Below are 20,927 nucleotides of genomic sequence, written 5' to 3' on the forward strand. Positions count from 1 at the left end.
CATAAGTCGTTTCGTGGTCTGCGACATGAGCTAGTACCCCCTATGCAATCTCGCAGTTGCGAAGACTTTACCGCATTTGTGATAGGCGCAAGGGGCTAGACCGTGAACGGCGCAACTTTCTTGCAACGGTCACGGAGAAAAAGAACAGGGCCGCACGATCTTGCGATCCTGCGGCCCGATATCAGATTCTTTATGCCGACCAAGCCAAGCTGAGTGGCAGGATTTTCAGCCTCAGTTTAAGGCGTCAGGCCCAGTGCATCTGCACCCGATGCGCTGCCGCCCAATGGATGGCGCGGATGGCGTCGATGACGGCTTCGGTCGCCGCGCGCGTGCCCAGTGCGCCGCCCAGATCGGCCGTCACGGCGCCGGCCGCCAGAACGGCGGCGACGGCGGCCTCGATGGAATCGGCCTCGTCCTCCAGTTTCAGGCTGTGACGCAGCAGCAGGGCTGCCGACAGAATGGTCCCGACCGGATTGGCCAGATCCTGACCGGCGATGTCGGGCGCCGAGCCGTGGATCGGCTCAAACAGGCCCGGCCCGCCCGCGCCCAGCGACGCCGACGGCAACAGGCCGATGGAGCCGCCCAGCACCGAAATCTCATCCGACAGGATGTCGCCGAACATGTTTTCGGTCAGGATGACATCGTATTCGCGCGGCTTACGGATCAGGTGCATGGCCATAGAGTCCACCAGGGCGTGCTCCAGGGTGATGTCGGAGAACTCCTCGGCATGGATGCGGGTCACGACCTCGCGCCACAGACGGCTGGTCTCCATCACATTGGCCTTATCGACAGAGGTCACCTTGCCGCGACGCTGTTGGGCGGTCTGGAAGGCGGCGCGGGTCACCCGCTCGATCTCCGGAACGGTGTATTCGCAAAGGTCGGTGGCGCGGTCGGCGGTCCGGGTCTTCTCGCCGAAATAGACGCCGCCGGTCAGTTCGCGGAAGACGATCAGATCGACGCCCTCAACGATCTCCTTCTTCAGCGGCGAACGGTGGGCCAGCACCGGCGACACCTGCAACGGCCGCAGATTGGCGAACAGGCCCATCGCCTTGCGGATCGCCAACAGCCCCTGTTCTGGACGCGCCTTGCCGCCATCCCATTTGGGCCCGCCCACGGCGCCCAGCAGCACGGCGTCGGACGCGACGCAGGCCGCGCGCGTGGCCTCGGGCAAGGGCTCGCCCGTTTCGTCGATGGCCGCACCACCGATCAGATGCTCGGCGAACTCGAAATGGTGACCATAGAAGTCGCCGATGACCCGCAAAACGTCTCGCGCGGCCCGTGTGACCTCCGGTCCGACGCCGTCGCCGGGCAGCAGGACGATGTTGTAGGTCTTGGTGGCGGCGGTGCTCATCTTACGGTCTCTTTCGATCGCTCGTAGGCTTCGATTTTAGGCATGTTTGCTTGCAGCCAGCCTAGGGTGTCCACCCCGTCCAGCAGGCATTGACGGGCGAAGGATTCGACCCCGAACGGCACGGGTTCGGCATTGCCGCGCTGGATCTGATTGGCCTGGAGGTCGATCGTGACCGGCTGGTCCGGCTGCGACGCCAGATCGTCCCAAACCGCCTGACTGACGACGATGGGCAGCAGACCGTTTTTCAGCGCATTCGATGTAAAAATGTCAGCGATTTCGGTCGAAATCACCGCCCGGAACCCATAGTCCAGCAGGGCCCAAGGCGCATGTTCGCGCGACGAACCGCAGGCGAAGTTCCGGCCCGCCAGCAAGATGCGATGCTCGGCCGGATCGATCCGGTTCAGAATGGCCTCGGGCTTTTCCGAGCCGTCGTCCTCGTAACGCCAGTCATAGAAGGCGGCCTTGCCCAGCCCTTCGCGCGTGGTCGTGGTCAGGAACCGCGCCGGAATGATCTGGTCGGTGTCGATATTGGCCTGGCTCAGGGTCACGGTCTTGGAGGTCAGCACCTGGAAGGGTTCAGACATGTTCGACCTCCTTCAGAAAGACGCGCGGATCGGTCAGCACCCCGGCAACCGCCGTCGCCGCTGCCGTCGCTGGACTGGCCAGAATGGTGCGGGCGTCCTTGCCCTGACGCCCTTCGAAATTGCGGTTCGATGTGGATACGGCCAGTTGGCCCGGCGCGACGAAATCGCCGTTCATGGCGATGCACATCGAACAGCCGGGAATGCGCCACTCGGCCCCGGCGGCGATGAAGACCTCATGCAGCCCCTCGGCTTCGGCGTCGCGACGCACGGCCTCTGACCCCGGCACCACCAGCACGCGCAGACCCGGCTTGACCTTCCTGCCGCGCAGCACCTCTGCGGCGGCGCGCAAATCGGGCAGGCGCCCGTTGGTGCAGGAGCCGATGAAGACCACGTCCACCGGCTGGCTGGTCGTCGCCTCCCCGGCCGTGAAGCCCATATAGGCGATGGCCTTGCGGTCTGAGTCCGACTGCGGTTGCGGCACGGGCGAGCCGATGGGCGCGCCGGCGTCCGGCGTCGTGCCCCAGGTCGCCATCGGACGGATGGCGGCGCCGTCGATGACGACTTCCTTGTCGAAGACCGCGCCCGGATCGCTGGACAGTTTCAGCCATTCGGCCGTCGCCGCCTCATAGTCGGCGGGGACGTGCTTGCGACCGCGCAGCCAATCAATGGTCGTCTGGTCTGGCGCGATCATGCCGGCCCGCGCCCCGGCTTCTATGGACATGTTGCACAGGGTCATCCGCCCTTCCATGTCCAGCGACCGCACCGCCTCGCCCGCGTATTCGATGACATAGCCGGTGCCGCCGCCGAAGCCGATGGCGGCGATGACGGCCAGGGCGACATCCTTGCCCGAGACGCCGGGCTGCAGCTTTCCGTCCACCGTCACCCGCATGGCCTTGGCCTTGCGCTGCAACAGGCATTGGGTCGCCAGCACATGGCCGACCTCGGACGTGCCGATGCCGAAGGCCAAGGCGCCGAAGGCCCCATGCGTCGCCGTATGGCTGTCGCCGCAGACCACGGTCATGCCCGGCTGTGTCAGACCCAGTTCCGGTCCCATGACATGGACCACGCCGCGATCGTCCGAATCCCATCCCGCCAGCGGCACGCCGTGGGCGGCGCAGTTCCGCTCCAGCGTATGGACCTGAGCCTCGGCCTGGGCCGTGACATAGGGCTTCAGGCCGTTCAGCCCCGCCGGCAGCGTGGGCGTCGAATGGTCCAGGGTCGCATAGGTCCGGTCGGGACGACGCACCTTCAGCCCGCGCGCCTCGATCTCGCTGAAGGCCTGCGGGCTGGTGACTTCGTGGACCAGATGCAGGTCGACATACAACACCCCCGGCGTATCGACCGTTTCCGACCGCACGACGTGGGCGTCCCACACCTTGTCGAACAGGGTCTTGGGATCAGGCATATTGGGCCACGACCTTGGACACGCCATCGACCCGGTCGATGATGGCGATCAGTTCGGCGTCATTGATCTCGCCGATCTGATCCGCACGCGACTTGAAGCCCGCGACCACCGCCGCCAGACGCTCGCCCTCGATGGGACGGCCGATGGTTTCGGCGCGCTTGGCGATGGCGTGACGGCCCGAATGCTTGCCCAGCACGAACCAGCTGCCCTCAAAGCCCACATCCTGGGGCCGCATGATTTCGTAGGTGCGGCTGTCGGCCAGCATGCCGTGCTGATGGATGCCCGCCTCATGGGCGAAGGCGTTGATGCCCACCACGGACTTGTTACGGGCGATGACTGTCTCGGTGATCTCGCACAGAATCTTGGAGGCGCGCACCAGATGGCGGCTGTCGGCGCCGGTCGTGACGCCATAGCGGTCCTCACGGACCTTCAGCGCCATGACGACCTCTTCGATCGAGCAGTTGCCGGCCCGTTCGCCGATGCCGTTGATCGCGCCCTCGATCTGACGCGCGCCGCCTTCGACGGCGGCCAGGGAGTTGGCGACCGCCATGCCCAAGTCGTCATGGCAGTGGGTCGAGAAGATGACGTGCGGATGCCGCTTCTTGATGCGCGCGGCCAGGGCGGCGAACCGCTCGCGCACCTCTTGGGGGGTCGCATAGCCGACGGTGTCGGGCACGTTCAGGGTGCGGGCGCCGGCGTCGGCGGCGGCCTCCAGCACATCGGCCAGAAACTCCGGCTCGGTGCGGAAGGCGTCCTCGGCCGAGAACTCGACGTCGTCGAACAGGCTGCGGGCGTATTCCACCGACCGCACGGCCGTCGACAGCACCTCACTGGTGGACATCTTCAGCTTGGCGGAGCGGTGGATCGGGCTGGTGCCGATGAAGGTGTGGCACCGGCGGTGCGACTTCGGCGCCGGCGCCAGGGCGCGGAAGGTGGCGTCGATATCCTTCTCGTTGGCGCGCGACAGGGAGCAGAAGATCGGTCCCTCGACCTCGCCCGCCACGCGGCGGATGCAGTCCTCGTCGCCGGGCGAGGCGGCGGCGAAGCCGGCCTCGATAACGTCGACGCCCAGGTCCCGCAGAACCTGGGCCATCTTCACCTTGGCCTGGGCGGACATCGAGAAGCCCGGAGCCTGTTCCCCGTCGCGCATCGTCGTGTCGAAGACGATGACGCGGTTGGGATCGGCGGCGATCTCCTCTGTGCGGGATACGCCCGATACTCGTACGCTTTCGGGGGTAATCATCACGCGGCCTCGGATTGAATAATGTCGTTGCTGATGCGGCGCACGCCGAACAGCCGGTCGATCTGGCGACCCAGGTTGTCCATGCAGCGGCCCGCGTCGCGGCCGCGCACCGTCAGAGCGATGCGGCGGAAGGCGCCCTCGTCAGCCAGGGCCATGCCGTCGATGTGGAAGCCCCGGCGCTCCACCAGGCCGATGAGACGCTGAAGCGAACCGTCCGCGCGGTCGATCTGGATGTGGATCGTGTTGCTCATCTCAGGAGCCCTCCATCATTTCAGCATTGCTCTTGCCCGGCGGAACCAGCGGCCAGACGTTGTCTCGGGGGTCGATGACCACATGGGCCAGGCAGGGACCGTCGGCGGCCAGCAGGCGCTGGATGCCGTCGGACACCTGATCGCGGCGATCGATGCGGAAGGCCTCGATGCCGAAGGCTTCGGCGACCTTCACGAAGTCCGGATTGTCGGACAGATCGATCTCGGAATAGTTCTCGGCGAAGAACAGCTCCTGCCACTGGCGCACCAGACCCAGCGACGAGTTGTCGATCAGCACGATCTTCAGCGGGATGCCGTAACGCTTCAGCGTCGCCAGCTCCTGAATGTTCATCATGAAGCCGCCGTCGCCGGCGATCGTGACGACCGTCGCCGACGGATCAGCCAGCTTGGCCCCGATGCCGGCGGGCAGCCCAAAGCCCATCGCGCCCAGACCGCCCGAGGTGATGTGGGCCTCGGGCCTGGCGAAGCGACAGTGCATGGCCGCCCACATCTGGTGTTGGCCCACGTCGCAGGCGGCGACGAAGTCATCGCCCGCCGCTTCCGAGATTTCCTTCAGCAGGGCGGGCGCATAGACCCCCTCGCCTGGCGCGTCATAACGGTGAGCGCCCGCTTCGGCCGCACCAGCGCAGTCGTCGGCCCAGGCCTGGATGTCCAGCGCCGCGCCCGACCGCATCCGCGCCGTCAGCGCCTCAACGCCTTCGCGCAGCTCGCCGATGACGGCGACATTGGCGCTGCGCAGCTTGCCGACTTCCGAAGCGTCGATGTCGAAATGGACGATGCGAGCGTTGGGAGCGAACTCGGCCAACTTGCCCGTCGCGCGATCATCGAACCGGGCGCCGACGACGATCAGCAGATCGCTGTCCTGCACCGCATGGTTGGCGGCGCGCGTACCGTGCATGCCCAGCATGCCCAGCATGCCCGGCGCATCCGTCGGGATCGTGCCCAAGGCGTTCAGGGTCGAGACTTGGGGAATGCCGGTCGCGGCGACAAAGGCGCGCAGGGCCTGGGTTGCGCCGCCGATCTTCACCCCGCCGCCGATATAGACCAACGGCTTCCTCGCCGCCCGGATCGCGGCCTCGGCGGCGGCGATGGCGTCGTGATCGACGCGCGGCGTTTTGTTGGGAATCGAAAAACCGTAGTCGTCCGCGGTCGTCTCGAACTGCACATCCTTGGGCAGATCGACCAGAACCGGACCTGGGCGGCCCGAGGCGGCGATATGGAAGGCTTCCTCGATCGCGGCGGGAACCTCGGCGGCCGAGCGGACCAGGATCGAATGTTTCACAATCGGCAAGGTGACGCCCAGGATGTCGATCTCCTGAAAGGCGTCGGTGCCCATCAGGCCTTGGGCGACATTGCCGGTGATGCAGACGATCGGCACTGAATCCATCATCGCATTGGCGATGCCCGTGACCAGATTGGTGGCGCCGGGACCGGAGGTGGCCATACAGACGCCGACCTTGCCGCTCTTCCTGGCATAGGCGTCGGCCGAGAAGGCCGCACCCTGCTCATGGCGGACCAGGATGTGTTGCAGCTTGGATCCAGCCAGGGCGTCATAGACCGGCATGATGGCGCCGCCCGGATAGCCGAACACCACCTCCACCCCCAGCCGCTCCAGGGTGGAGACCAGCAGTCGCGCACCCGACTGGGGAGCAGTCTCGGCTGAGGGTTTAAAGGTGGCGGCGGTCATAAAGGTCATCCGGTCGTTCAGGCGGTGATCAGGCCGCTTCAGCCTTGGGCGTGTTCAGCCAGGCCATGCGTTCGCGCAGACGCGCGCCGACCTGTTCGATCTGGCTCTCGCGGTCCGCCTTCAGCCAAGCCTCGTATTGCGTCTTGCCGGCCTCGTTCTCGGCGATCCAGTTGCGTGCGAAGGTGCCGTCCTGGATCTCGTCCAGAATGGTTTTCATGCGGGCCTTGGTCTCTTCGGTCACGACCCGCGGGCCGCTGGCGACCGCGCCGTACTTGGCGGTTTCCGAGATGAAGTGGTGCATCTTGGAGATGCCGCCTTCGTAAAACAGGTCCACGATCAGCTTCAGCTCGTGCAGGCATTCGAAATAGGCGATCTCGGGCTGGTAGCCGGCCTCGACCAGGGTGTTGAAGCCTTGGATGACCAGCTCCTTGGCGCCGCCGCACAGGACGGCCTGTTCGCCGAACAGATCGGTCTCGGTCTCTTCGCGGAAGGTGGTTTCCAGCAGGCCGCCGGTCGCGCCGCCATTGCCCTTGGCGTAGCCCATGGCCCGGTCGCGCGCCTTGCCGGTGACGTCCTTCTCGATGGCGAACAGCGAGGGCACGCCGCGGCCGCGCTGGAACTCGCGACGGACCAGATCGCCCGGTCCTTTAGGCGCGACCAGGATCACGTCCATGTCCTCGCGCGGCGTGATGCGCTCGTAGATGATCGAGAAGCCGTGGGCGAACAGCAGGGCCGAGCCTTCCTTGGCGTTCGGCTCGATGATGTCGCGATAGACGTCGCCCTGAACCATGTCGGGGGTCAGGATGGCGATGATGTCGGCGCCCTTGACGGCGTCGGCCGGCTCGGCGGTCGGCACGCCGTCGGCGGTGGCGTGTTTCCAGCCCGTGCCGCCGTGACGGACGCCGGCGACCACGTCATGGCCGCTGTCCTTCAGGTTCTGCGCATGGGCGCGACCCTGCGAGCCGTAGCCGATGATGGCGATGCGCTGGCCGGCGATGGCGCCCGGCTTTATGTCTTCGTTGGTGTAGATGGTTATAGCCATGGGTCAGGCGTCCTGAGCAGCGTTGGTTTTGTGGCTAGCCGGGACTTGGGCCGGCGGCGGGTTGGGGATGGTGACGGCGCCCTGGGCGGCCGAGGCGACCGAGGCGCGGTATTTGGCGAAGACACCTCGCGCCGGGCGGACTACGTGGGGCGTAAAGCCCGCCCGGCGCGTCGCCAGATCGACGTTGACGTCGATGCGGCGGTTGGTGACGTCGATGGTGATGCGGTCACCATCGCGAATGAGGGCGATCGGGCCGCCCGCGGCGGCTTCTGGCGAGACGTGTCCGGCGACGAAGCCGTAACTGGCGCCCGAGAACCGGCCGTCGGTCAGCAGGGCGACGTTGTCGATCTTGCGGCCCTTCAGGGCGGCTGTGACCTGCAGCATCTCGCGCATGCCCGGACCGCCCTTGGGCCCTTCGTAGCGGATGATGATCACGTCGCCCTCGCCGACCGATCCGTCCTGAACGGCGTGGAAAGCGTCTTCTTCCGAATCGAAGACGCAGGCCGGACCTTCGAACGTATCTACCTTGTGGCCCGTCAGCTTGATGACCGCGCCTTCCGGGGCGACATCACCATAGATGACGGCGAAGCTGCCGCGATCCATCACAGGGGCGTCGAAGGTGGTCACCACCACCTGGCCCGGGGTCTCCTCGGCCTCGGCGGCTTCGGCGAACAGGCTGCGGCCGGTGACGGTGGGGGTCTTCACGATCTTGCCGGCCTCGGCCATCCGCTGGGTGACCAGACGCGTGCCGCCGGCGGCGAACAGATGCGAGGCCAGGAAGCGGCCGCCCGGCTTCAGATCGCAGATGACCGGCGCCTCGACGCAGGCCTGGTGGCAGTCTTCGACGCCGAACTCGACGCCGGCCTCCGCCGCGATCGCCGTCAGGTGCATGACCGCATTGGTCGACCCGCCCGAGGCCGAGACGGCGACGGCGGCGTTCTTCAGGCTGGCGCGGGTGATGTATTTGCGGGCCGTGTCGCCGGCAAAGACGCGCTCGACGATCAGCCGACCGCAGCGTTCGCCCTCTGCGGCCTTGTTCGGATCGACGGCCGGCACGTCGTTGGCGCCCATGGGCGAGATGCCCATGACCGACAGGGCCATAGCCATGGTGTTGGCCGTGAACTGGCCGCCGCAGGCCCCGGCGCCGGGGCAGACGGCCTGTTCGACCGCCCTCAGCCCTTCGTCGTCCAGGGCGCCGGCCGAATGGGCGCCGATGGCCTCGAACACCTCCTGGACCGAGACCTCTTTCGTCCCGATCACGCCCGGCATGATGGTGCCGCCGTAATAGACCAGGCCGGGGATATCCATCCGCGCCAGGGCCATGGCCGCCGCCGGGATCGTCTTGTCGCAGCCGACGATGCAGACCACGCCGTCCAGCTGGTGGCCCTCGATGGCCAGTTCGATCGAGTCGGCGACGACCTCGCGGCTGATCAGCGAGGCCTTCATGCCCGCCGTGCCCATCGAGATGCCGTCGGTGACGACGATGGTGTTGAAATCAACCGGATAGCCACCCGCCGCGATGATGCCGGCGCGCACGTCCTTGGCCAGGCGGTCCAGGTGCATGTTGCACGGCGTGACCGTCGACCAGGTGTTGACGATGCCGATCATCGGCTTGTCGAAATCGGCGTCCTGCATGCCGGCGGCGCGCAGATACGAGCGGGCGGCGGCCCGGTTCGGACCAGCCGTCACCGCCGCGCTGCGCGCGTTGGGCTTTCTGGGCTGAGAGGTAGAATTTTGCGTCATCGATCCGGTTCGTTTCGAACCGCCGCGCACTAAAAACCCCGCTTCCTTTCGGAGGCGGGGTGGTGCGAGGCGATCCTGAGTGTGTCTAAGGTCAGGTCGCGTGCATCCACGCCGCTTGCGTAAGCAGGCCGAGAAGTACGAGAGTAATGAGGAATACGGGGCTTTTCAGGCCGACAGGCGCGCGAACGGCTGCGACCGCCTTGGCGGTGCGTCCCTTCGTCATGTCGCGCATCATCGTGGCCACGGGCGGCTCCCTGTTCTGACGCCAAGAAACCATAGCGGCGTACGCCACACAACCCTTGTCGCAATAATTTTGCGTAACAGATCGAAAACGACTGCGTCCGGGGTGTTTCTTACCCGAAGCTGGCACGGGCGATTTTGGAAGCGTAACCGTCCATCACATCATGTTACGCGCGCGGGGTTGAAACCCGCTCACGACCGCTCCATTGAGACGCGCACCTATATAACGCTCGTCATACCGATCACAGGAGCTCTCCATGACCGTTCGCGTCGCCATCAATGGTTTCGGCCGCATTGGCCGTCTCGTCCTTCGCTCGATCATCGAGCATGGCCGCACGGACATCGAGGTGGTGGCGATCAACGATCTGGGTCCGGTCGAGACCAACGCCCACCTGTTCCGCTACGATTCGGTCCACGGCCGCTTCCCCGGCACGGTGACCTCGGGCGAGGATTGGATCGATGTCGGCACCGGCAAGATCAAGGTCACGGCCGAACGTGACCCCGCCAACCTGCCGCACGCCGAACTGAAGGTGGACATCGCCTTCGAATGCACCGGCATCTTCACCTCCAAGGACAAGGCCAGCGCCCACCTGAAGGCCGGTGCCAAGCGCGTCCTGGTTTCGGCCCCCGCAGACGGCGCCGACAAGACCATCGTCTACAAGGTCAACCACGAAACCCTGACCGCCGACGACATCGTCGTGTCCAACGGCTCGTGCACCACCAACGCCCTGGCCCCCGTCGCCAAGGTGCTGAACGACCTGTTCGGCATCGAGCGCGGCTATATGACCACCATCCACTCCTACACCGGCGACCAGCCGACGCTGGATACGATGCACAAGGACCTGTACCGCGCCCGCGCCGCGGCCCTGTCCATGATCCCGACCTCGACCGGCGCCGCCAAGGCTCTGGGCCTGGTCCTGCCGGAACTGAAGGGCAAGCTGGACGGCTCGTCGATCCGCGTCCCGACCCCGAACGTCTCGGTCGTGGACCTGAAGGTCGTCGCCGCCCGCGACGTGACGGTCGAGGAAATCAACGCAGCGCTTCAGGCCGCCGCCGACGGCCCCATGAAGGGCGTCCTGTTCACGACGACCGACCCGCTGGTCTCGCACGACCTGAACCACATCGCCGCCTCCTCCACCGCCGCCCTGCCCCAGACCCAGGTCGTCGACGGCAAGCTGGCCCGCGTTCTGAGCTGGTACGACAACGAATGGGGCTTCGCGACGCGCATGAGCGACACCGCGCTGCAGATGGCGAAGTTCCTGTAATATCGCAAAAGTTTCCTCCCCACACCGTGGGGAGGGGGACCACGAAGTGGTGGAGGGGCCTTTCCGCCGCACCGAACTCGGGGCCAAAGCCCCTCCTTCACGGCGCAAGCGCGCCGCGCCACCTCCCATCGCTTTGCGACAGGGAGGAGACAGGGAAACGATCATGACCTTCCGCACCCTCGACGACGCCAAGGATCTCGCCGGCAAGACGGCTCTAGTCCGCGTGGACTTCAACGTCCCGATGGAGGGCGGCAAGGTCACGGACGACACCCGTCTGCGGGTCGCCCTGCCGACGATTCAACGCCTGCGCGATGCCGGCGCCAAGGTCGCCCTGCTGGCGCACTTCGACCGCCCCAAGGGCCAGCGCGTTCCGTCGATGAGCCTGAAGCCGATCGTCCAGCCGCTGGAAGAACTGCTCGGCGCCCCCGTCCGCTTCGCCGACGACTGCATCGGCCCTGACGCCGTGGAGGCCATTCGCGATCTGGACGCCGGCGGCGTGGTGCTGCTGGAAAACGTACGCTTCCACGCGGCGGAAGAGGCCAACGATCCGGTCTTCGCCCAGAAGCTGGCGGATCTGGGCGATCTCTACGTCAACGACGCCTTCTCGGCCGCCCACCGCGCCCACGCCTCGACCGAAGGCGTCGCCCACCACATCCCTGCCTATGCTGGCGAATCCATGCGGCGCGAACTGGACGCGCTCGACGCTGCGCTCGGCAAGCCGCAGAAGCCAGTCGTCGGCATCGTCGGCGGCTCCAAGGTCTCGACCAAGCTGGACCTGCTGAAGAACCTGGTCGGCAAGCTGGACACGCTGGCCATCGGCGGCGGCATGGCCAACACCTTCCTCTATGCGCAAGGGATCGATATCGGCGGCTCGCTGGCCGAGAAGGATATGGCGGGCACGGCGCGCGAGATCCTGGCGGAAGCCGAAGCCAAGGGCTGCCACATCCTGCTGCCCGTCGATGTCGTGGTGGCGACCGAGGTCAAGCCCGGCGCCGACGCCCGCACCGTCAAGACAGGCGAGGCCCTGTCCGCTGACGACAAGATCCTGGACGCAGGCCCCGACACCGTTGCTCGCCTGAACGCCGCCATCGACGGCTCCAAGACCCTGATCTGGAACGGCCCGCTGGGCGTGTTCGAGGTGCCGCCCTTCGACGCCGCCACCGTCGCGGCCGCCAAGCACGTCGCCGAGCGCACCAAGGCCGGCGCCCTGATCGCCGTGGCGGGCGGCGGCGACACAGTCGCGGCCGTCGGTCATGCCGGCGTCAGCGCAGACCTGACCTTCGTCTCCACGGCCGGCGGAGCCTTCCTGGAATGGATGGAGGGCAAGCCCCTGCCCGGCGTCGAGGACCTGCGCGCCTGAAGGCTCAGCGATGCAGGCGGATCACGCCTGCATCCTGTCTTCGAAATCGGCGCTGAAACGGCTGTAACACGGCGTGACTTCGCGCTGTCCGGCGTCTAATCTCTCGCCCAACCAAAAAGACTATTCGGCTCAGGAGACTACCCCATGGCGCGCATCACGCTGCGACAGCTGCTCGACCACGCGGCAGAGAACGATTACGGCCTGCCCGCCTACAACATCAACAATATGGAACAGGGTCTGGCGATCATGGAGGCGGCCCATGAGGTCAATGCTCCCGTGATCATTCAAGCGAGCCGGGGCGCCCGCAACTACGCCAACGACATCGTTCTGGCCAAGCTGATCGACGCCCTGGCCGAGCTCTATCCCCACATCCCGGTCTGTATGCACCAGGACCATGGCAACGGCCCGGCGACCTGCGCCACCGCCATCCAATACGGCTTCACCAGCGTGATGATGGACGGCTCGCTGGAGGAGGACGCCAAGACCCCCGCCTCTTACGAGTACAACGTCGACGTCACCCGTCGCGTCACCGAAATGGCTCACGCCTGCGGCGTCTCGGTCGAGGGTGAACTGGGCGTGCTGGGCTCGCTGGAAACCGGCATGGGCGAGGCCGAGGACGGCCACGGCTTCGAGGGCAAGCTGGACCATTCGCAACTGTTGACCGACCCGGATCAGGCCGTCGATTTCGTCGCCGCCACCAAGGTCGACGCCCTGGCCATCGCCATGGGCACCAGCCACGGCGCCTACAAGTTCACGCGCCAGCCGGACGGTGAAGTCCTGGCCATGAACGTGATCGAGGAAATCCACCGCCGCCTGCCCAACACCCACTTGGTGATGCACGGCTCGTCGTCGGTGCCGCAGGATCTGCAGGACATCATCAACCAGTACGGCGGCGAAATGCCCCAGACCTGGGGCGTGCCGGTCGAGGAGATCCAGCGCGGCATCAAGCACGGCGTGCGCAAGGTCAACATCGACACCGACAACCGCATGGCCATCACCGGCGCCATCCGCAAAGCTCTGATGGAGAGGCCGGGCGAGTTCGACCCGCGCTACTATCTGAAGCCCGCCAAGGAGGCGATGAAGAAGCTCTGCATGGAGCGCTACCAGCAGTTCGGCTGCGAGGGTCAGGCCTCCAAGATTCGTCCCCTCTCCACCGCCCAGATGGCCAAACGCTATGCCTCGGGCGACCTGGATCCGTCCTTCCGCGGCGCATCCGTCAAGGCCGCCTAAGGACCGTCGTCTAGACCGGGTAGCGGCCGCTCAGTTCGCGCCGCACCCGTCGAACGTCCCACTCCGCCTGATCCAGCGCGTCGCGGGCCTCTCGGGCATTGCGACGCGCATCGCGGATTTCGCCTCTGACCTCTTGAATGCGGTCACGAATGCGCTCCCGCTCTTCGTCCGTCAGGCCCTCGCCGCGCAGTTCGCGCTCCTTGGCGTCCAGCTTGTCTTCGCGGTTCTCGATCCGGGCTTCGGCGCTGTTCAAGGCGCTTTCCGCCGTCTCGTACGCGTCCTCGACCTCATGCAGCATTCGGCCGTCACGATAGGCCGGCAGAAACGCCTGTTCCTCTTCGGGCCGGCAGACGCCGTAATAGGCATTGCCCGCCCGCCCCTCCTCCCAGCCGCGCTGGAAGGTGCAGTAGGTCCGCAAGCCATCCTCACGCGCCGAGCCATAGGCGGCCGGATTGGGTGCAATCTGAAACTTGGCGCAGGCCTTGGTGTGGTCGTCCAGCCGCGTCATTGGATAGCCCAACGCCCCGTCCACATAGCCCTTCTCGCCCCAGGCGCCGGCCAGGCATTCGTCCTTGCTCATGGTGGTGCAGCTGCTCAGCAGCGCCGCCGCGGCGAACGCGCCCCCGGCGATCATCAACCGCTTCATCGGATGTCCCCAACGCCCCCAAGCTTGACTATCACCTCACCCGCGCCCCTCGCGCAAGCGGCCGGTCGTGCTAGGGAGACGACGTGTCCGCCCAAGATCTGATCGACGAAGACGAAGACCCCGCGACCGGCGCGCCCGCCGAGGTGCTGCAGGCCCGCATCGACGCGGCCGGCGTTCGCCTGGACAAGGCCCTGGCCGGCGCCTTCCCCACCCTGTCACGCGCCCGGCTCCAGGCCCTGCTGGCCGAGGGCGCCGTCAGTCGCGATGGCGCGGTTCTCACCGGCGGTTCCGCCAAAGCTCAGCCCGGCCTCTATGCGGTCGCCCTGCCGCCCATCGCGCCGGCCACGCCCCAGCCCCAGGCCATCCCCCTGATCGTCCTCTACGAGGACGCCGAGCTTATCGTCATCGACAAGCCTGCGGGCATGGCCGCCCACCCCGCGCCCGGCACGCCGGACGGCACCTTGGTCAATGCGCTGCTGGCCCATTGCGGCGACAGCCTGTCGGGCATCGGCGGCGTCGCCCGCCCCGGCATCGTCCACCGGCTGGACAAGAACACCTCCGGCGTCATGGTCGCCGCCAAGACCGACCGCGCCCACGCCGGCCTCTCCGCCCTGTTCGCTGCGCACGACATCGAGCGCACCTACATCGCCCTCACACGCGGCGCGCCGTCGCCCGCGACCGGGCGCATCCACACCCGCATCGGCCGCTCCACCTGCGATCGCAAGAAGATGGCGGTCCTCAAGGCTGGCGGTCGCGAGGCCATTACCGACTATGTCGTTCAGGCGATCTTCGGGGAGGCCGCGAAAGCTGGCGGCGCGCCGATGGCTGCGCGTGTCGCCTGCACCCTGCACACCGGCCGCACGCATCAAATCCGCGTCCACCTCTCATCCAAGGGCGCGCCCATCCTCGGCGACGCGACCTATGGCTCGGGCAGCCCCGCCATCCCCGTTCGCACCGCCATCGCGGAAGCGGGCCTTGTGCGTCAGGCCCTTCACGCCGCCGTCCTGGGCTTTGTCCATCCTGTCACGGGCGAGGCGCTTCGCTTCGAGACCGCGCCGCCGTCCGACATGCAGCGTCTTGAAACGCGCCTCGCCGATCTCTGAACAGCCGCCCATTCGAGCAGGTCTTGAATAGCAACTGACAAAGTTCTATATAGGACGTCGATCGGCGCGAGTGGCGCCAGGGCCACGGTCACGCTTTCGTGTGACGATCCGCCTCTAAAAATGGCGGCAACCCATCGCCACTTCACCGGTTGAGGGGTGAGACGTCGGCGCACACACCGTGGCCGATGACGAAGAGCCCGCTCGTTCAAGACGGTCGGAGGGACCAGTATATGGCTGCCAATAGTACGCTCGCGGTGATGTCGCCTGAACAAGGCCTGTCGCGTTATCTGACGGAAATCCGCAAGTTTCCGATGCTGACCAAGGACGAGGAGTTCATGCTCGCCAAGCGTTGGTCTGAGCACCAGGACCCTGAAGCCGCCCACCGACTCGTCACCTCGCACCTTCGTCTCGTGGCCAAGATCGCCATGGGGTATCGCGGCTACGGCCTGCCGATCGGCGAAGTCATTTCCGAGGGCAACGTCGGCCTGATGCAGGCCGTCAAGAAATTCGACGCCGACAAGGGTTTCCGCCTGGCGACCTACGCCATGTGGTGGATTCGCGCCTCGATCCAGGAATACATCCTGCGCAGCTGGTCGCTCGTGAAGATGGGCACCACCGCAGCGCAGAAGAAACTGTTCTTCAACCTGCGCAAGGCCAAGAGCCAGATCTCGGCCTTCGAGGAAGGCGATCTGCATCCTGAACACCTCGCCGCCATCGCCACCAAACTGGGCGTGACGGAGGAAGAGGTCACCAACATGAACCGCCGTCTCGGCGGCGACGCTTCGCTGAACGCCCCTCTGCGCGCCGACGGCGAAAGCGAGTGGCAGGACTGGCTGGCCGATGACACGGCCGTGTCTCAGGAAACCCAGCTCGCCGACGACGAGGAAAAGGGCATCCGCATGAGCCTCCTCCAGGAGGCCATGGAAGAGCTGACCGATCGTGAGAAGCACATTCTTACGGAACGTCGCCTCAAGGACGATCCGGTCACGCTGGAAGAGCTCGCCGGCCAGTACGGCGTCTCGCGCGAGCGCGTGCGTCAGATTGAGGTCCGCGCCTTCGAGAAGCTACAGAAAGCCATGCGCGCCGCCGCCGAAGAGCGGAACCTGGTCGACGCCTGAGCAACTCGGTCCGCTGCGGCTTCAACAGCGCGGCGGACCATCCATCACGACGCGCGCGCCACCGGCGCCGCTTCATTGGCCGCTCTCGCAGCCGTCACCACCGTGCCGATTGGCTGGGCCAGTCCCGCCTTCGTCACCTGACCGCTGGCCACATAGGCCTGCAATGTCGCCACAGCCATCGCCAGTCGCGCGTCCGCCGTCTTGATGGCCAGACCATTCAGCGTCTCGGCTTGTTGGCGAATTGCGCGCGTCGCCTGCGACGGATCCTGCTCGAACTGCGACATTGCCGAAACCAGGATTCGCGACGCCTGATCGCGGATTTCGGCAGGGCCGCCTCCGGCCGCGCCATCGCTGCGGCGCTTGCGGGCGCCTGAATATTCACCTGAGTTGAACCGGCGACGATCCGGCCCGACATAGCCGACGGCCTCGATCCAAGGCCGGGGTTTCAACGTCACATTCTCGACCCGCTTGAACAGGTCGCCGGTCGTGAACGGCTTTCTTAGGAACTCGTGGATTCCGGCGTCGCGCGCGCCCTTGATCGCCGCGGCGGTCGCCTCGCCCGTCACCATGATGATCGGCGACATGCGGCACGACATGCTTGAGCGCCGAATGCGCCGCGCCAGCGTCTCGCCGTTCAGCTTGTCTCCGGACCGTTCTGTAAAGATCACGCCCGGCTCGACGTCGCGCAGCAGCTCCAGCGCGCGTTCCTCGTCACCCTCGGAATAGACCTCGCGCGCACCCATGCCCTTCACGATGTCCGTCAGCAGTCGCGCCGACGACAGATTGGCGTCCACGATGACCACCCGACGAAGCGAGGGCTCCATGCGGCTTATGGTTCTGGCGTTTGCGGCGAACACATCAGACTCCGAAGTTGGAGCCATTATCCTTACCGCCCACGGGTTAAGACCTGTTGAATAGGTCTTTCTGCGTAGTCCGCCGCCTCACGCCGCCCCCTTCAGGGCCTCAGCCCTGGAACGGATCACGCATCAGAATGGTGTCGTCGCGTTCGGGGCTGGTCGACAGCAGGGCCACTGGGGCGCCGATCAACTCCTCGATCCGGCGCACATATTTGATAGCGTTGGCGTTGATGTCCTTGAAGCTGCGGACGCCGGCGGTGCTTTCGCTCCAACCTTCCAGCTCTTCGAACACTGGCTCGGCCGCGCCCTGGGCCTTCAGGCTCGAGGGCAGATAGTCCAGCACCTCGCCATCGACCTTGTAGCCGACGCAGATCTTCAGCGTCTTCAACCCGTCCAGCACGTCCAGCTTGGTCAGGGCGATCCCGTCGATGCCGTTGATCGCCACCGATTGGCGCACCAACACGGCGTCGAACCAGCCGCAGCGGCGGGCGCGGCCGGTGTTCACCCCGACCTCGCGGCCAACGGTCGCCAGATGCTCGCCGACCTCATCATCCAGTTCGCAGGCGAAGGGGCCCTCTCCGACGCGCGTGGTATAGGCCTTCACGATGCCCAGCACATAACCGACGCCGCGCGGCCCGATGCCTGAACCCGCCGCCGCCTGACCGGCCACGGTGTTGGAGCTGGTGACATAGGGATAGGTGCCGTGATCCACGTCCAGGAAGGCGCCCTGCGCCCCTTCAAACAGGACGCGCTTGCCGTCCTTCTGCGCCTGATCCAGCACGCGCCAGGCCGGTTTTACATAGGGCAGGATCTTCGGCGCGATCTCCAGCAACTGCGCCAGCAGCGCGTCGGGGTCGATCGGCTCCAGCCCCAGACCGGCGCGCAGCGGATCGTGGTGCGAGCGCAGCCGGTCGATCTTGACCTTCAGGTCGTCTTCATTGGCCAGATCGCAGACCCGAATGGCCCGACGCCCCACCTTGTCTTCATAGGCCGGGCCGATGCCCCGCCCGGTCGTGCCGATCTTGGCGCCCGGCGCGCTCGCCGCCGCCTCGCGCGCCACATCCAGCGCAGGGTGGATGGGCAGGATCAGGCAGGCGTTGTCGGCAATGGTCAGTATCTCGGGGCTGATAGTCACGCCCTGGGCGGCGATCTTCTCAATCTCGCCGACCAGATGCCAGGGATCGACGACCACGCCGTTGCCGATGATCGACGGCTTGCCCTGCACGACGCCGCTGGGCAGCAGCGCCAGCTTATAGACCTTGCCGTCCACGACCAGCGTATGGCCCGCATTGTGACCGCCCTGGAACCGCACGACCATGTCGGCGCGGTTGGACAGCCAGTCCACGATCTTGCCCTTGCCCTCGTCGCCCCACTGGGCGCCGACCACCGCTACGTTCGCCAAAACCGTCTCTCCGCACTGGAATGCGGGCGCAGCCTATAGCGAGGGAATCGTCCGATGTCTCCGTAAGATCCTCCCCCGTTACGGGGGAGGGGGACCACGAAGTGGTGGAGGGGGCGAACGCCGCTTCAACAACGGGCCAAGTCGCATGAATCTGACAGACGAAGTCCGCGAGCTATCCGCCCCCTCTACCACGCTTCGCGCGGTCCCCCTCCCCCGTTCCGCTTTGCTACTCGGGGGAGGATTGAAGAGCCGTCTCGAAAGCCCATTCCAGCCAGGGTGTCGCCGCAACCACATCGGCCGTCTCGACCGTGCAGCCGCACCATAGCCGAAGGCCGGGCAGCGCATTGCGATGCGGTTCCATGTCGAACACCGCCGCCTCGCCTTCCAGCAGGGCCTTGAACCGAGTGACAAAGGCCTTCTGCGCCTTGTCGTTCAACGCGGCGATCCGCGCATCGGTGAACTTCAAGCAGACGGAGGTCGTCGACCGTATCTCCGGTCGATCCGGCAGGAAGGCGATCCAGTCGGTCCGCTCCACCCATTGCGCCAACGCGGCGTAGCTGGCGTCTGTCCGTCGGATCAATTCGCTCAACCCGCCGATGTCCTTGGCCCAGCCCAGGGCGTCGATCCAGTCTTCAATGGTCACGATCGAGAAGGTGTTGATCGCCACCCCGTCCGCCAGCGCCCGATCGAACCGTCCCTTGCCGTCGGTCAGCCGCAGCAGTTTCGGAATCGCCCGATCCGGTCGGAACGTGTCCAGCCGCTCGACCGCGCGCGGCGACAGCACCATCACCCCGATACCGGCCTCTCCACCCAGCGCCTTCTGGAAGCTGAAGGTCACGACATCCAGCTTGTCCCACCGCAGCGGCATGGCGAAGGCGGCGGAGGTCGCGTCGCAGATCGCCAGCCCCTCGCGATCGTCGGCGATCCAGTCGGCGTCCGGCACGCGCACCCCCGAGGTCGTGCCATTCCACGGGAACACCACGTCCTTGGACCAATCCGCCTGGCTCAGATCAGGCAGTTCGCCCCACGGCGCCGTCAGGGCCTCGGGCTCCAGCCCCAGATGATCCTTCACGTCCGCCAGCCAGGTCAGGCCGAAGTTCTCAAACGCCACGACCTGCACCGGCCGCGCACCCAACATCCCCCACAGCGCCGCCTCGACCGCGCCTGTGTCCGACCCTGGCGTGTAGAGCATCACATGGCTGTCGGGCACTTCCAGCACCTCGCGCGTCAGCCGCAGGGCATGCGCGAACCGCTCCACCACCTCTGGCGCGCGGATCCCACGCCCCAGCAGGTCGGACGGCAATCCGCCCAGCGCATAGCCCGGCCGCTTCGCCGTCGGCCCCGCCGAAAACCACGGCCGCGCCGGCTTCACATCAGGCTTCGTGCTCATGCTCTTTTCCTTTGGCGCTACCGCGCTTCACGCGACTTGAGCGCGCTCACCGCCCCGGCGTATAGGGCCGCTTGGCCCGCCAATCCTCGGCGAAGGCGGTCAGTTCGGCATCCGGCGCATCCGGCAGCGTCACCATCACCCGCGCCAGCAGATCGCCGCGTCTGCCTTGCGCAAACGCGCCGCGGCCTTTCAGCCTCAGCACCTTGCCCGAGTTCGATCCGGCCGGCAGCGTCATCTGCACCACGCCCTCGGGCGTCGGCACCCGCACCTTGGCGCCCAGCACCGCGTCAGGCGCCGACACCGGCAGATCCATCGTCAGGTCGGCGCCGTCGCGCTTGTAGATCGGGTGCGGTTCGATCTTCAGCTCGATCAGGGCGTCGCCGTTCTCGGCCCCGCGCCCCGGCGAACCCTGACCGCGCAGGCGGATGGTCTGGCCCTCCGAGGCCCCCTTGGGAATGGTCACGTCCAGGGTGCGTCCATCCGAAAACTGGATCCGCCGCGTCGCCCCGGCGATGGCGTCTTCCAGACTGATGTCCAGCGTCGCCTTCACGTCCTGACCGCGTGAGGTGAAGTCCCGCGCGCCGCGCTGACGCCCGGCCCCGCCGAACATCCCGAACAGGTCGTCCAGATCGACGCCTTCGAAGTTGGCGCGGCCGCCCGGCCCGCCGCCTTGTCCGAACGGATTGCCGCCCTGGCCGAACGGGCTGCCGCCAGCGCGACCGCCCCCGCCGAAGCCGCGATACTGTTCGTTGCCGTCGCCGTCGATCTGGCCCGCGTCGTATTTGGCGCGCTTGTCCTTGTCGCCCAGGATGTCGAAGGCTGCCGTCACCCGCTTGAACTTGTCCTCGGTGATCTTGTCGCCGGGGTTCTTGTCGGGATGCAGCTCCTTGGCGAGCTTGCGATACGCCTTCTTGACCTCGTCCGCGCTCGCGCCCTTCGAAACGCCCAGTTCCTTGTAGGGGTCGCCTGCCACGTCCGTTGTCGCTCCAGCT

At 66.4% G+C, this 20,927-nt stretch carries 19 protein-coding genes; 5 read left to right on the plus strand and 14 right to left on the minus strand.

Features of this window, described 5'->3' with window-relative positions:
- Positions 1-244: 244 nt before the first annotated feature.
- From leuB to HNP47_RS07055, 9 genes are all read right to left on the minus strand, one after another.
- Positions 245-1,351, minus strand: coding sequence for a 3-isopropylmalate dehydrogenase (gene leuB, locus HNP47_RS07015; RefSeq protein ID WP_184278867.1), 1,107 nt, complete (start codon positions 1,349-1,351; stop codon positions 245-247).
- A complete protein-coding gene (gene leuD / locus HNP47_RS07020; protein WP_184278868.1) occupies positions 1,348-1,935 on the minus strand; it encodes a 3-isopropylmalate dehydratase small subunit in 588 nt (195 codons plus the stop codon). Before leuD ends, leuB begins: the two co-directional genes overlap by 4 nt.
- Positions 1,928-3,340: a 3-isopropylmalate dehydratase large subunit gene (leuC, locus tag HNP47_RS07025; protein ID WP_184278869.1), complete on the minus strand. Its 1,413-nt coding sequence runs from the start codon at positions 3,338-3,340 to the stop codon at positions 1,928-1,930. Before leuC ends, leuD begins: the two co-directional genes overlap by 8 nt.
- Positions 3,333-4,583 (minus strand): 2-isopropylmalate synthase, encoded by a 1,251-nt coding sequence (locus HNP47_RS07030; RefSeq protein ID WP_184279136.1) that lies wholly within the window; start codon positions 4,581-4,583, stop codon positions 3,333-3,335. The genes leuC and HNP47_RS07030 overlap by 8 nt, the downstream gene beginning before the upstream one ends.
- Entirely contained in the window at positions 4,583-4,834 is a 252-nt protein-coding gene (locus HNP47_RS07035) for an ACT domain-containing protein (protein ID WP_039244600.1), read from the minus strand. The genes HNP47_RS07030 and HNP47_RS07035 overlap by 1 nt, the downstream gene beginning before the upstream one ends.
- Position 4,835: 1 nt before the next feature.
- A complete protein-coding gene (gene ilvG, locus HNP47_RS07040; RefSeq protein ID WP_184278870.1) occupies positions 4,836-6,548 on the minus strand; it encodes an acetolactate synthase 2 catalytic subunit in 1,713 nt (570 codons plus the stop codon).
- A gap of 19 nt (positions 6,549-6,567) precedes the next feature.
- The gene (gene ilvC, locus HNP47_RS07045) at positions 6,568-7,581 is read right to left on the minus strand and encodes a ketol-acid reductoisomerase (RefSeq protein ID WP_184278871.1); all 1,014 of its coding nucleotides are present in this window, start codon (positions 7,579-7,581) and stop codon (positions 6,568-6,570) included.
- 3 nt (positions 7,582-7,584) lie between these two features.
- Positions 7,585-9,324, minus strand: a complete 1,740-nt coding sequence (locus tag HNP47_RS07050) for a dihydroxy-acid dehydratase (protein ID WP_184278872.1) — start codon at positions 9,322-9,324, stop codon at positions 7,585-7,587.
- A 91-nt stretch (positions 9,325-9,415) separates the two neighbouring features.
- Positions 9,416-9,568: a hypothetical protein gene (locus HNP47_RS07055; RefSeq protein ID WP_184278873.1), complete on the minus strand. Its 153-nt coding sequence runs from the start codon at positions 9,566-9,568 to the stop codon at positions 9,416-9,418.
- Positions 9,569-9,821: 253 nt separating this feature from the next.
- Between HNP47_RS07055 and gap the strand changes: the two genes are divergently transcribed.
- The 3 genes from gap to fba all read left to right on the plus strand — a co-directional run bounded on the left by gap (position 9,822) and on the right by fba (position 13,419).
- Complete coding sequence (gap, locus tag HNP47_RS07060) at positions 9,822-10,829, plus strand: type I glyceraldehyde-3-phosphate dehydrogenase (RefSeq protein ID WP_184278874.1); 1,008 nt, start codon at positions 9,822-9,824, stop codon at positions 10,827-10,829.
- Between the two features lie 163 nt (positions 10,830-10,992).
- Entirely contained in the window at positions 10,993-12,189 is a 1,197-nt protein-coding gene (locus HNP47_RS07065; protein WP_184278875.1) for a phosphoglycerate kinase, read from the plus strand.
- A gap of 144 nt (positions 12,190-12,333) precedes the next feature.
- Positions 12,334-13,419: a class II fructose-bisphosphate aldolase gene (fba, locus tag HNP47_RS07070; RefSeq protein ID WP_184278876.1), complete on the plus strand. Its 1,086-nt coding sequence runs from the start codon at positions 12,334-12,336 to the stop codon at positions 13,417-13,419.
- A gap of 10 nt (positions 13,420-13,429) precedes the next feature.
- Here fba and HNP47_RS07075 read toward each other — a convergent pair whose 3' ends face one another.
- Entirely contained in the window at positions 13,430-14,065 is a 636-nt protein-coding gene (locus tag HNP47_RS07075; RefSeq protein WP_184278877.1) for a DUF2799 domain-containing protein, read from the minus strand.
- An 83-nt stretch (positions 14,066-14,148) separates the two neighbouring features.
- Here HNP47_RS07075 and HNP47_RS07080 point away from each other — a divergent pair, with 83 nt between their 5' ends.
- Positions 14,149-15,168, plus strand: coding sequence for an RluA family pseudouridine synthase (locus HNP47_RS07080; RefSeq protein ID WP_184278878.1), 1,020 nt, complete (start codon positions 14,149-14,151; stop codon positions 15,166-15,168).
- Between the two features lie 230 nt (positions 15,169-15,398).
- Positions 15,399-16,286: an RNA polymerase sigma factor RpoH gene (gene rpoH, locus HNP47_RS07085; RefSeq protein WP_026108409.1), complete on the plus strand. Its 888-nt coding sequence runs from the start codon at positions 15,399-15,401 to the stop codon at positions 16,284-16,286.
- A gap of 44 nt (positions 16,287-16,330) precedes the next feature.
- On the opposite strand, the gene HNP47_RS07090 is transcribed toward rpoH, so the two are convergent.
- The 4 genes from HNP47_RS07090 to HNP47_RS07105 all read right to left on the minus strand — a co-directional run bounded on the left by HNP47_RS07090 (position 16,331) and on the right by HNP47_RS07105 (position 20,908).
- Positions 16,331-17,110, minus strand: coding sequence for a response regulator (locus tag HNP47_RS07090; RefSeq protein ID WP_184278879.1), 780 nt, complete (start codon positions 17,108-17,110; stop codon positions 16,331-16,333).
- Between the two features lie 139 nt (positions 17,111-17,249).
- The gene (locus HNP47_RS07095) at positions 17,250-18,545 is read right to left on the minus strand and encodes an adenylosuccinate synthase (protein ID WP_184278880.1); all 1,296 of its coding nucleotides are present in this window, start codon (positions 18,543-18,545) and stop codon (positions 17,250-17,252) included.
- Between the two features lie 226 nt (positions 18,546-18,771).
- Positions 18,772-19,935, minus strand: a complete 1,164-nt coding sequence (locus tag HNP47_RS07100; protein ID WP_184278881.1) for a phosphoserine transaminase — start codon at positions 19,933-19,935, stop codon at positions 18,772-18,774.
- Positions 19,936-19,981: 46 nt separating this feature from the next.
- Positions 19,982-20,908 carry a DnaJ C-terminal domain-containing protein gene (locus tag HNP47_RS07105; protein WP_184278882.1) on the minus strand — a complete coding sequence of 309 codons (927 nt, stop codon included), beginning with the start codon at positions 20,906-20,908 and terminating at the stop codon, positions 19,982-19,984.
- Positions 20,909-20,927 lie beyond the last annotated feature (19 nt).

The organism is Brevundimonas vesicularis (assembly GCF_014204545.1).
GTDB classification, from domain to species: Bacteria; Pseudomonadota; Alphaproteobacteria; order Caulobacterales; family Caulobacteraceae; genus Brevundimonas; species Brevundimonas vesicularis_B.